General features: G+C 26.6%; 12 protein-coding genes. 6 read left to right on the top strand and 6 right to left on the bottom strand.

What is annotated here, in order from left to right:
- Positions 1-52: 52 nt before the first annotated feature.
- The 6 genes from ACSIGC_RS16425 to ACSIGC_RS16400 form a co-directional block, all read right to left on the bottom strand.
- Positions 53-418, bottom strand: coding sequence for a hypothetical protein (locus tag ACSIGC_RS16425; protein WP_442265861.1), 366 nt, complete (start codon positions 416-418; stop codon positions 53-55).
- A 479-nt stretch (positions 419-897) separates the two neighbouring features.
- On the bottom strand, positions 898-3,219 hold the full coding sequence (locus tag ACSIGC_RS16420; protein WP_442265860.1) for a GH92 family glycosyl hydrolase: 2,322 nt from the start codon (positions 3,217-3,219) through the stop codon (positions 898-900).
- Positions 3,220-3,613: 394 nt separating this feature from the next.
- The gene (locus tag ACSIGC_RS16415) at positions 3,614-4,954 is read right to left on the bottom strand and encodes a serine hydrolase domain-containing protein (RefSeq protein WP_442265859.1); all 1,341 of its coding nucleotides are present in this window, start codon (positions 4,952-4,954) and stop codon (positions 3,614-3,616) included.
- 65 nt (positions 4,955-5,019) lie between these two features.
- On the bottom strand, positions 5,020-5,823 hold the full coding sequence (locus tag ACSIGC_RS16410; protein WP_442265858.1) for a helix-turn-helix transcriptional regulator: 804 nt from the start codon (positions 5,821-5,823) through the stop codon (positions 5,020-5,022).
- Between the two features lie 222 nt (positions 5,824-6,045).
- Positions 6,046-6,213 (bottom strand): hypothetical protein, encoded by a 168-nt coding sequence (locus ACSIGC_RS16405; RefSeq protein WP_442265857.1) that lies wholly within the window; start codon positions 6,211-6,213, stop codon positions 6,046-6,048.
- Positions 6,214-6,231: 18 nt separating this feature from the next.
- Positions 6,232-9,564: a leucine-rich repeat protein gene (locus tag ACSIGC_RS16400; protein WP_442265856.1), complete on the bottom strand. Its 3,333-nt coding sequence runs from the start codon at positions 9,562-9,564 to the stop codon at positions 6,232-6,234.
- A gap of 583 nt (positions 9,565-10,147) precedes the next feature.
- Here ACSIGC_RS16400 and ACSIGC_RS16395 point away from each other — a divergent pair.
- The 6 genes from ACSIGC_RS16395 to ACSIGC_RS16370 all read left to right on the top strand — a co-directional run bounded on the left by ACSIGC_RS16395 (position 10,148) and on the right by ACSIGC_RS16370 (position 12,843).
- A complete protein-coding gene (locus tag ACSIGC_RS16395; RefSeq protein ID WP_442265855.1) occupies positions 10,148-10,303 on the top strand; it encodes a hypothetical protein in 156 nt (51 codons plus the stop codon).
- A gap of 39 nt (positions 10,304-10,342) precedes the next feature.
- The gene (locus ACSIGC_RS16390; RefSeq protein ID WP_442265854.1) at positions 10,343-10,507 is read left to right on the top strand and encodes a hypothetical protein; all 165 of its coding nucleotides are present in this window, start codon (positions 10,343-10,345) and stop codon (positions 10,505-10,507) included.
- Positions 10,508-10,576: 69 nt separating this feature from the next.
- Positions 10,577-10,741 (top strand): hypothetical protein, encoded by a 165-nt coding sequence (locus ACSIGC_RS16385; protein ID WP_442265853.1) that lies wholly within the window; start codon positions 10,577-10,579, stop codon positions 10,739-10,741.
- 68 nt (positions 10,742-10,809) lie between these two features.
- Entirely contained in the window at positions 10,810-11,778 is a 969-nt protein-coding gene (locus tag ACSIGC_RS16380) for a hypothetical protein (RefSeq protein WP_442265852.1), read from the top strand.
- Positions 11,775-11,954 carry a hypothetical protein gene (locus tag ACSIGC_RS16375; protein ID WP_442265851.1) on the top strand — a complete coding sequence of 60 codons (180 nt, stop codon included), beginning with the start codon at positions 11,775-11,777 and terminating at the stop codon, positions 11,952-11,954. The genes ACSIGC_RS16380 and ACSIGC_RS16375 overlap by 4 nt, the downstream gene beginning before the upstream one ends.
- Before the next feature lie 4 nt (positions 11,955-11,958).
- Positions 11,959-12,843: a hypothetical protein gene (locus ACSIGC_RS16370; RefSeq protein ID WP_442265850.1), complete on the top strand. Its 885-nt coding sequence runs from the start codon at positions 11,959-11,961 to the stop codon at positions 12,841-12,843.
- Positions 12,844-12,855 lie beyond the last annotated feature (12 nt).

Genomic DNA, 12,855 nt, shown 5'->3' with positions numbered 1-12,855 from the left:
TACTTAGTCGTAGATGGTTTTATAATTAATAATGTTAATTTTATTATTTATATTAACTTTCTATAATAAGATAGTGCGTTATTCTTTTTCTTTTAATGTAGCTCTTAACAATTCCAACATTGGGATCTTTAAATAGGTTATTTTGCTTTAATACAAAATGACCACTTTCATTTTCATCTTCAATCCGTACAATTGAGTTATTAGGTATTTCTTCAGAATTAATTTCAAACTTTCTTATCATTTGAACTTTATATCCTTTATGATTTAAATACCACATTATCTCTTTCTCTAAACTTAATTCATTAAAATTTTGTAATGTTTTTGCTATATGAAAAATATCATCTCCTGTTACCATACTCAAACATGCATGACCACATTTCTTAGAGAATAAAGGTTGTTCTATTACATCTTCTTTCATCTTATCATTTTTTTGTGATTTATTACTATATCCTTTCGTTTAAAACTAATTTAATTTTAAAAACGGTGTTTTACCTTGTATTAGTTATTTTAATAAAATTTATATTTGAATAACTTTCTTTCCCCCGGATCTTTGTAAAAAGATCAGGAAGTCTCTCGCAAAATTTGAGAGACTTTTTTGTTTTTTGTATATGAAGTGTTTATTGTAGTTCAGTTTGTTTCACAAATTTTACTTTGTTGATTTTCAATTCATATGAATTAAAAAAGCAAATTCATTTCAACAAAAATAACATCAGATTTAATGAAGTTAAAATTTATTATCAATGCTTGCTTTATTTCAAGTAACCATTGAAAAGCTTATAATGTGTTTATAATTCAATTTAAAAAATAAAAAACCTTTGAAAAGATTTTCAAAGGTTTTTTACAAAAGAAAATTAAGTACTTAATAATAAATATACTGTTAGTTTTTCTCTTTATAATTTATTTTTTGTGTTCGTTGCTCATTTCAAAAACAATTTCACCTCCATTTATAATATTATTATGATGTAAAAGAGTTCCATTTAATTCTTTCCCATTTATTATAACTCTTTTTACAAAAATATTATCCTTACTTTGATTTTTTGCTTTAATAGAAAGTGTTTTTCCATTTTCTAAATGTATCGTTGCTTCTTTAACTAAAGGACTACCTAAAGCATAATTTGGAGAACCAGGAGTAACTGGATAAAAACCTAAACTACTAAATATATACCAAGCACTCATTTGACCTGCATCATCATTTCCACATAAACCTTCAACGTTAGAAGCATACATAGTATCCATAATCATGCGAACTCGAGATTGTGTTTTTTCTGGATAACCTGTCCAATTATATAAATATGGAATATGATGCCCAGGTTCATTTCCATGAACATAATTCCCAATAATTCCATCACGTGTAATATCTTCATGATTTGCAATATATTTATCTTCAATTTCCATAGTAAATAATGAATCTAATTGCTGTGAAAATTTCTCTTTCCCACCCATCATCATTATCATTTTTTCTATATTCTGCGGTACATATAATCCATAATTCCAAGCATTTCCTTCAATAAATCCCTGACCATGTGTATCCATTGGATCAAATTTTTCTCTAAAATTTCCATCAGAAAGTTTTGGCCTCATAAAACCTATTGACGAATCATAAACATTATTGTAATATTCTGAACGCTTTGAGAAATTTTCCTCTACTGAAACTTCACCTACTTGTGCTGCCATTTGAGCTATACACCAATCATTATAAGCATATTCTAAAGTTTTAGATACAGAAGAATGACTTTTATCATCAGGAACATAACCTTTATCTATATAATCCCCTAACCCATCAAAATATCTGACCGATGCTGTATTAACCGAAGCTTTAAGAGCTCTTTCATGATTAAAATCTCCGATATTTTTAGCCATAGCATCGGCTATAACTGAAGTTGCATGATAACCAATCATACACCAATTTTCATTAGCATAATGTGACCATATAGGCAACATATTATGAACACTTTGATCGTGATGCGCTAACATAGATTTAATCATATCGTTATTCCTATTAGGCTGAGTTATGTTGAATAATGGATGTAAAGCTCTATATGTATCCCAAAGTGAAAAAATTGTGTAATTTGTAAAACCTTCAGAAGTATGTATATTTTGATCTAAACCTCTGTATTTCCCATCAACATCTTCATAAACTATTGGAGATAAATTAGTATGATACATTGCCGTATAGAAAGTTTCCTTTTGCTCTTTAGTTAACATTTCTACTTCGATTTTAGAAAGCTCTTCATTCCATTTTTCATTTGTTTCTTTATGTGTTTTATCAAAATTCCAATGAGGGATTTCAACTTCTAAATTCTTCATTGCTCCAGCAGAACTTACATTAGAAAGAGCAAATTTGATTTGAATTTTTTCATTCTCTTCAGTATCGAAGTTAAAATATGCGCGCAAATCTTTTCCCGCCATTTCAGGAAAGTTTTCATCTTGTTTAAAACGCCTGTAAAAACCATCGTATTTTACTTTTTCATATTTTTTATGTCCATAACTTTTAAAAGGTTTTGAAAATTTAGCGGCAAAAAATACTTTCTTATCTCGTGCCCAACCTTTAGTTTGCCTGTAACCTGTAATTGTAGAATCATTTTCTACACGAAGAAAAGTCCAAACATTTTTATTATCATGATGGTAAACATTGTAAACCATATCTAAAATAATATGTGCATTTTCCGACTTAGGAAATGTATATTGATGAAAACCAACTCTCTCACTGGCAGTTAATTCTGCTTTAATTTTATATGTATCTAAATCTACTTTATAATAACCTGGAGAGGCTTCTTCTTTGTTATGTGAAAATGTAGAGTAAAATCCTTTATCTCCTTCCTGTGTTTGTATTGGATCTAAAATTAACTTTCCAGTAGTAGGCATAACAAGAAAATCTCCCAAATCAGAATGTCCTGTTCCACTAAAGTTAGTATGTGCAAAACCAATGATAGTTGAGTCTTTATGTTGATAACCTGCACAATATTCGTAAGTTTCAGCATTATATCTACCATCTTCACTAAACATTACTTCAAAATTTGTTTGTGGACTTAATTGTACCATTCCAAATGGAGCTGTAGCACCAGGGAAAACATGTCCCATTTTACTAGTTCCAATAAAAGGATTAACAAATTTAGTGTAATCTGTTTTTGACTTTTTAGAATTACTGATTATTTCATCTTTTTTTTGGCAAGAGTTTAATACCATTAAACTCAGGAGAAGTACGGATAGTTTTTTCATTTTTTCAAATAACTTATATGAATAAATAATACAAGATCTTTTAATAAAATCTTATTTTAGGTATCAAATTAACATTAGTTTATTTTATAATATTCACGAATATAACAACAAAAACTACAGTACAAAATTTAATCAGGCTAACGTATGAAGACAATCAATCAAGCAGTAAAAAACAAAAAATAAACAACTAAAAAACAAGCACTTACAGATTTCAAAAAACACTTTTGTATTAAAAAGTATAATTAAACAAAATAAATAAAATCGTTTGTTTTTAAACATTTGAAATTCAACATTGAAGAACTCATTTTCTTAAACACAAAACAAAAATAATTAGTTTTTTTTAAAAGATCTTCACATTTATTTATTAAAAAATAAATTTACTATTTATTTAAATTCATTTTCTAATTTCTTTTATCCCTTCTATCTCAATTTTTTTATAATGAAAAATCAATTTATACTTACCTTCTTCTTTTCTAAACTCAAAATAATCTTCATCACTTGGCTCTCCAAAAAAAGTCTTTTCAGTTTCTGCTTTTAATACTCCATTTTTTTTACCATTCTGATACATGACTAGTTTCCTATTTTCAATTTTAAATTCAAAAATGTGATTATTAAACTCTTTAACTCTATATTTTCCTTCATACTCTTTAAGAACATTCTCTGAAATTTCTATTTCTTTTCTATTAATTTTTTTAGGTAATTCGTAAGGTTCATTTTTCATTATTTTATCCACGGTTTTTAAAATATCACCAAATGGTATTTCATCATAATTAGAAAAAAAAACGAATTCAAATTTTTTAGAAATGTCATATTCTGCATGAGATAAAATTCCATTTCCACCACCAGACCAGCTTATTTTATTTGAATGGTTTTTAATTTTTTCTCGATAAGATATTTTTTTAATGTGATTTATGAATAACATTAAATCTTCTACTGTTGAATAAATTTTAGCCTGATTTTTACCATCTTTTTCAATATTAGGAACTACAACTATTTCATTATCATTTTTTTCATGATTTTTAACTAAATTATTGAGATTGTTTTTCAATAAATTAAAATGAGCTCCTGTACTTTTCATTTCTAATGGTTGAAAATATTTTTCATCTAGATACTGAACAAAAGGTTTTTCTGTGAGTTTAGCAATTATATAGTAAAGTAACTGGTATCCTAAATTTGAATAAACAGTATCTGACCCTGGTTCAAACAATAGTTTTTCCTTTTTTATTAAAGCAATTATTTCTTCTGATTTCATTTCTATTAAATTATCTACTTTAATCGATAATTCTCTTGGGAGACCCGATTGATTTTCTACTAAATGTTGAATTGTTATTTTATTTCCATTAGGAAAATCAGGGATAAAATGAGATATTTTATCAGTTAATGAAATACGATTTTCTTGTTCTAAATCTATTATTGCAGCTTTCGCCATTAGTTTTGATATAGAATGAATATCAAATTGTGATTCTTTTTTTACATTAAGGCTACTTGTAGTACTTTCAGACATATTATATGTTTCAAAAAGTAAGCATTTCCCTTCTTGTTTGATTAATACTACTCCATTAAATTTTTTTAAAGTTTTTAGTTTTTGAAAATACTCATCTAACTTAATAGAAACGTTAGTAATCAGTTGTTCTTCTATTTCATTTTTTTTATTTTTAGAATTACATCCTATAAGTAGATAAATACTAATTAATATGAATATGAAATTATTATTGACTATTTGTTTGTTATTCATTCTTTGCTTTTTTTTTACAAAAAAACTACTCTTTTTAATGCTTTAATTGTAAAAAGGGAAACAAACTACTTGTGCCTTAACATAAATTCTGAAGGATTTTCGAAAAATTTTCTTGGAGTTACACCACAAACTTTCTTAAAATCTCTTATAAAATGAGATTGATCAAAATACCCATATTCATAACTCAATTGTGTAAGTGTGATTTCACTATTTTTAAGTTTAAATTTTACTAAATCTAAAATTCTAACAGTAATGATAAAACTTTTTAACGTGTAAAGAACTTCACTTTTAAAGATTCTATTCAAATATTGACGTGTTTTATTATAATGTGAACATAAATCGTTTACTGAAACTTTACCATTTCTTTTATAAATATGCTCACAAATACTTTTAACAAATTTCATTTTTTCAGTAAACATTACTTCTTTCTTATCAATATAATTATATATAAGATTTAATCTTTCCTTTATGTTTTTCTCTTCAAAAATTGTTTGATGAAATAATTCTAATTCTCTATTATCTTCTGATAAACTTACTATACCATTTGTGTTTAAATCAGAAAAAAAATAAGAATTCACCCAAGGTTGAAACTTAATTGTAACAAAAGAAAGTTTTTTATTTATCTGTAATTTATAAGGTGGTATATTTAAATTATGAATAGTAAACACCTTAGCTTCTAAAGGAATTCTTTTTTGATCTTTTCCGTAAATAAATTGCCCTTTTTGTTCTTTAAAAAATACCATATCATAACAGCAATCATCAATTAAGGGAATATATTCTCTTTCTTTATTCTCCTCTATTATTATATCGTAAAATTCTTTATAAATACACTTATAAGGTTCTTCTGGGATATAACTCTTTATCTTCATCAACTAATTTTAAATCTGAATTTTCTTCAAAATTACTTAAATGTTATCAAAATAAATATTTCGCTATCTACCCAAACAAATACGCACAAACACATAAACAATTCAAAAACAAAAAAATTAAAACATTATTAAAAATTACTCATAAAAAAACCTTTTGAGATTACTCAAAAGGTTTATAACATATAAATATCAATCTATTTTAAAACTATTTACTTAATTGCTTTAAAAACCATCTCCAGGAGGTTCTGGAGAAGCTGCTTGAGCTTTTTTAGGATTTAAAATCAAGTAAGTTCCTAACGCTGTTAACGCTGTATACTTACCATATTTACCGATCTTTTTCAATGCTTCTTTTCTTGTAATGTCTTCTTTATGTTGACTTGTTTTTTTCATAATAATTAAGAAAATTGTTTATTCTATGATAATTTTTTTAGAGACTTTACCTAAAGCAGAGTTTAATTTAACTAAATAAATACCTGTAGATAAATTATCTAATGTAATCTTAGTAGAACCTTTTGTGTTAATATCATTATTAACTAACTCTTTACCTGTAAGAGAAAATATTTTCACATTAGTTTCAACTTGCAAACCTGTAATTGTTATTTCTTGTTTTGCTGATTTATATATTTTAATATTAGCTACATTTTGAATAACATCTTCATTACTTAATCTTTGCGATGTTGTATGAATAAAATATTGACCTGCTCCGTTAATATTAGATTGAGTTGTAATCGTATGATTTTCTTCTGAAAGATTAAAAAAAGTATTATTCGTTCTATCTTCTAAATATATTTCAACTCCAGATGGTAAATTTGTTGTTGTTACAGAAAATGTAATTTCTTTATTAGCACTAGCTATTAAACCAATTGGAATTACCATAGTTTCTATATTTGAATTCGGTAATGTTTGAATAGCTAAATTTCTGCCATCGTTATCATTTAACAATTGAGTAAAAAGAGCAAAGTCATAATCTACACCACCAAATATCTTTGAATCATAACCATTATCAAAACCTTTAGTTTTTCCTTCGATATAAAACACTTTAGTTCCTTTTTTATCCTCTCCGCTTTCTATAAACAATTCAAATGAAGGGTTAGGTGTTTGCCTCATGAATGTATCTGTACTTTGATGACTTTGGTTAGAAGCAGCAAAAGTAACACTCCCATTTCCATTAGCTTCGACAAAGAATCCTTGAGTAGGTGCTATTTCAATAGGTGTAGAAGCATTATATGTTACATATTGGTTACCATCCCATAACCATATTGTTTCCTCACTTAACAAACCTGTATTAGCAACTGTAAAAGCGGTAGAATTCACATAAGATGTAAAAGGGTTACCTATTAAATTAAAATTATTTCTTGTTCCTGTAGAAATACTATTATTTATATTAACAGAATTAATTGATCCTGTAAATGATAAATTTCCTGCTGTTGCCAATTTTACTGAATATCCATGATTAGGAAGAGTGCCTGTAGAAGAAGCTGTAGCATAATTCCATGCCGAACCTATTAGATTAGAAAAAAAACCAATTCCTATATTATTTCCATTTCCTGTTGCAAATGAATTATTAATAATAAAATTATCATAAGTCTCTCCATTTACAGGCGATGAAATTAAATACCAATTCGTTGTCGGTAAATTTCTTGTGTAAGTAACATTTCCTGTAATTGAAGCATTAGCAATTAAACTAGCTCCAGAAGCAATGTTAATAGAGCTTACTGTAACTGCTGAAGAAATAGTTGGGTAATTTGTTAAGTTGTCAGGTATGGTTACCATAGAACTAGCAACTGGAATAGAATTAATATTCCAATTTGAAGCTGTATTCCAATCATTATTAGTTGCCCCTGTCCATGTAATAGCAGTATCAACCACAGAATTAAACCCTGTCCATAATGCTCCTGCATCTGTAACATAAGCTCCCATAGTACCCGATGGTATCGTTAAATTTACACCACTACGATTACCGAAAGTATCTTCTGATGGTGATGAAGCATGAGTTGCTATAGCAGGTGGGATTATACTTTCAGAAATAACACTAACCAAAGGGTTGTTATAAAAAACTCCCATCTCCATACTGGTAACACTATTAGGAATAGTTACACTTGTTAATTGATTTTGTGAAAACGCAAAAAGTTCTATCGTCGTAACACTATTGGGTATATTTATATTTGTTAATTGATTATTACCAAAAACACCTTCCTCTAGAGTGCTAATATTATTTGGCAAGGTGACATTGGTTAATTGATTTAGAACAAAAGCAAAATTACCAATACTTGTAACACTATTTGGAAATGTAATGTTAGTTAATTGATTATCTCGAAAAGCAGAATCCCAAATGGTTGTAACTCCATTAGGTATAGAAATACTAGTTAATTGATTATTCATTAAAGAAGCTGCTCCAATAACTAAAAGATTACTAGGTAAAGAAATACTCGTAAGTTGTTTATCTTTAAAGCTTATATAACCAATTTCTGTAACTGTATACGTTACACCATTATTAACTACTGTATCTGGAATATTTACTACAGTACCTCCAGCAACATCGTAACCGATAGTTTTTACTGTATTATTAGCTGTAGGAAGTACCTCATAAGTAATATAATTTTCTGTAAATGTTTGTACTTGCTCTGTAACACTACTAAACCCTGTCCATAATGCTCCTGCATCTGTAACATAAGCTCCCATAGTACCCGATGGTATCGTTAAACTTATTCCGCTGCGATCTCCGAAAGTATTTACCTGTACTGTAGGTGGAGTGCTACTTTCTGAAATAACATTATTTAAATTATTTGTTAAAAAAGCTCCAGCCCCTATACTTATTACATTATTAGGTATAGTAACATTATTTAATTGATTAACCTCAAAAGCGTAACCACTAATAACCTCTAAGTTATTTGATAGACTAACACTAACTAATTCGTTCGTTCGAAATGCCATATTCCCAATTGAGGTTATATTATTTGGTATTACAACATTTGTCAATTTATTAGTACGAAATACTCCTGATTTTATTTCTGATAATCCACTCCCAATTAAAACATTAGATAATAAATTATTACGAAAGGCTTCAATTCCAATTTCAGTAACACTATTAGGTATTTCTATACTTGTTAGTTTATTTGTCATAAAAGATTTGCTTCCAATTAATGTAACAGTATTAGGTATTATAACACTAGTAAGTAGATTATCATAAAATGCATAATCGTCAATTATAGTAACATTGCTTGGAATACTAATATTAGCTAATTTATTCTTACCAAACACTGCAAACCCGATTTGAGTTATATTATTGGAAATTGTAACGTTTTCTAATAAATTATCAAAAAAAGCATACCTATCAACAGAGGTAATATTATTAGGAATAATTAAATTCACCAGTTTATTTTTATGAAAAGCTTTTTCTTTTATTTCTATAATTCCTGTTCCAAGTGATACAGTTGTTAACTGGTTGTTTTCAAAAGCTTGTATACCTATAGTAGTTACATTATCAGAAACATCAACACTTGTTAACCCTTTATTTACAAAAGACATTGCTCCAATTTCTGTAACTGTATACGTTACACCATTATTTACTACTGTATCTGGAATATTTACAACAGTACCTCCAGCAACATTGTAATCAGTAGTTTTCACATTATTACTATTTGAGATAACTTCATAAGTAATATAGTTTTCTGTAAATGTTTGCGCATAACCAATAGTTAAAAAACTCATGGTTATTAAAAAAAATAATTTTCTAATCATGTTTTTTTGTTTAAAATCTTGCGCGAAGCTAAAGGAGTTTAAATGGGTACACTAATAGAATTAAACATCCGTGAACTCTAAATAAATTTTCGATTGATAGAAATTAATATTTAAGTTTTTATACATTTTTACTATTACCTATAGAATAAACCTCAAACACAACATTACTCTGTAATACATAAATAAAATACTTTAAAATTTAACAAAGTAAGTTTAACTTCTATAAAAACACCTTCTTTTTAAATTAACTTTTACGAATATTAATTGAAAGTACTCATCTCTTAAATTAAAGCTTTCAAAAAAAAAAACGCTATATCATTTTCCTAAATCATATACTAGTTTTATACCATGCTATAGCTAATTGTATGACAAGAAGGATAGTTATTTATAACAATATTTTAAATTCTAAATTTCAAATTTTACTAGGGAGTTTATGGTAATTACATATTGAATTTAAATGAAGAAATAAATATGCTTTTTTCTACATACAATGCCATTTTACAAACTTTAGGTAGCCGAAAATTTAGTAGGTAAAATGTGATACAACAAATTAATATAAGAGTAGGTATTAAACATTTTAAAAATGAAATTATTTAAAAAATTTACAAACGAAAAACTAGAAAAATCTGTATTAAAGAATATTACTGGTGGAAACTCTCGTGATCCTTATTATAATCAACGCACATATGATCCTAGATATGAAACGTATACAAAAGATATGGTACATGATGATAAATAAACACTAATACAATAAATAATTATTTAAATTTTACAAATCATGAAATTAATAGATTTTAAACCTCTTACAAAAGAAGAATTGTTAACTATTAACGGTGGTGTTTTAGGTGATATTACCGATCCTGACTTAGATGAAGATGGTAGTAAAATTACTGACCCTGGCGACGGTGAAAAATCACCTAATTACTGCTTAATTGCTCGTTAACTTTTATTTACAACCTATTAACTGATAGAGCAGTTAATAGGTTCTTAAACTTAAAAAAACTAAAAAAATATGAAAGCAACCTATTTTAAACCTCTTACAAAAGAAGAATTGTTAACTATTAACGGTGGTATTTTAGGTGATATTACCGATCCTGACTTGGATGGCGACGGTGAGAAAATTACTGATCCTGGAGACGGTGAAAAATCGTCTAATTACTGCTTAATTGCTCGTTAAAATTAATTTCTCATGAACCATTAAGGTTTATGAGAAATTTTAAAGACATTCTGTTCCATTAAAAAATCATGAAAAAACCTGAAATTCTTATTATATCTTCTGAGAAAGATTTAAATTTTAAACCAATTACTGAATGGCTTAGCTTTTATGATGCTAATTATTTTTGTATTAATATAGATAGAGATGTTATAAGCATATTTGATTACAACATGCAATCTAAAAACATGATTTTAAAAGTTACTAACGACTTTGAAAGTTGTAAAATTTCATTTGAATTCATCAAAACTATATTTATTAGAAATGGTAGTTTAAAATTTAAGATAAACAGTATTTCAGAATCGTTAAGATTTAAAAAAGGGATAAGCGATTATATTTTTTTTTATGATAAAACATTAGATAGTTTTTTAGAATATTATTTTTCACAAAATTTTAATGTAGTTGGTTTATGGAGCAATGCTTATATTAATAAACTTATTGTATTAGAAGAAGCCGTTAAAGTTGGGTTAAACATTCCTAAAACTTATTTAAAAACAAATTTAGATACACTTTCTTCACAACAATCTTACATCTCTAAAACTATAGCTTTACCACTAGTCATAGAGTCAGACTCTAAAAGATTTATGACCTATACTGGTAAGGTAGATTTTTCTAATAATAGAAAGAGTTTTATGACATCATTAATTCAAACGGAGATTAAAAAACTATTCGAAATTAGAGTCTTTGTTTTTTTAAAAAAGATGTACGCAATGGCTATCTTTTCTCAAATGAATGAAGAGTCTGTTGTTGATTATCGAGTATACAATCAAGAAACTCCTTATTTAGACGAGCCTTTTATTATTCCTAATGAATTAAAAATTAAAATCTTTGATTTAATGGAGCGACTAAAATTAAATACTGGTTCTTTTGATTTTATATATACTAAAACAGGAGAATATTATTTTTTAGAAGTTAATCCTATTGGTCAATTTGGCTATTTAGGTAATGTTTGTGGAATTGATTTAGATAAAGTTATTGCAGAAGAAATAATTAAACTATGAAAAACAGCAACGATTACAAAGAAAAAATGAAGGAAATTGCTTTTCCTATAGATGTACTTAACGTTAAGGCTTATCCGATAAAAGATTTAATTCCTACCGAAAAAAAACAATTTTATTCTTCAATTAACCGAGCTTTTTGGAGTTATTATTTTATTCCTAACAAAAAAACGTATTAATTCTATGTATGGCATTTCTAGTAGTGTTTCCTTTGTAAAAGGATACAGAAAAAGTTTTTTAATAAACTTTAAAAATCTTGATATATTTCATATAAATAATTCAGAAGCTGGAGAATTAATAAAACTTATTAAACAACGTTTTTTTAAAGAAGAAGAAATATCTTCGGATTTAATTTCATTTTTAAAGGAGTATAGAATGATTTATAAAATTAACTCTAAAATCACTCAACAATTTCCTCCTAAAAAAATAGAATACAACTCAAAACACCTTATTGAATATTTAGTTCTTGAACATAAAGATGATTTAACTGTACAGAAAGCTTTAAAAATTTGTTCTTTCTTTAAAATACCACATTTAGTAATTGTAACAAATAATGATTTAACTAAAAAAGTAAATAGTTTTTTAATCAATAATTCTTATCCAGAATCTGTGTCTATTGTTTCTGATAACGTAAAAATTTATGCTCAAGAAAATAAATTCCGAATATTGTATATAAAAAAAGACACAAAACCTTTTGTACACATAGATTCAATGGAATTAAATTCTTCTTTATTTTTAGAGTCGCAATTTTCTCATAATTACTTTAATAAAAAGATATTTATTGATGAAAATGGAAATATTAAAAACTCTCCAAATTCTGATATTTCTTTTGGAAATATTTATTCATATCATATTACCAAAGTAATTAAGAAAGCTATTTTTAATCCTAATTTCAAAAAATATTGGAAGGTTAAAAAAGATATATGTGCTATTTGTAAAGATTGTGAATTTAGATATATGTGTGTAGATGATAGAATTCCATATCAAAAAAACAAACATGAATGGTTTCATAAAACGGCATGTAATTACGATCCTTACACGGCTACTTGGAAAGAATTAAATAATTAAATTAGTTTTTAG

The organism is Tenacibaculum aquaeponti, assembly GCF_052084715.1.
Classification (GTDB): Bacteria; Bacteroidota; Bacteroidia; order Flavobacteriales; family Flavobacteriaceae; genus Polaribacter.
This window is presented reverse-complemented; position numbering and strand designations above follow the sequence as displayed.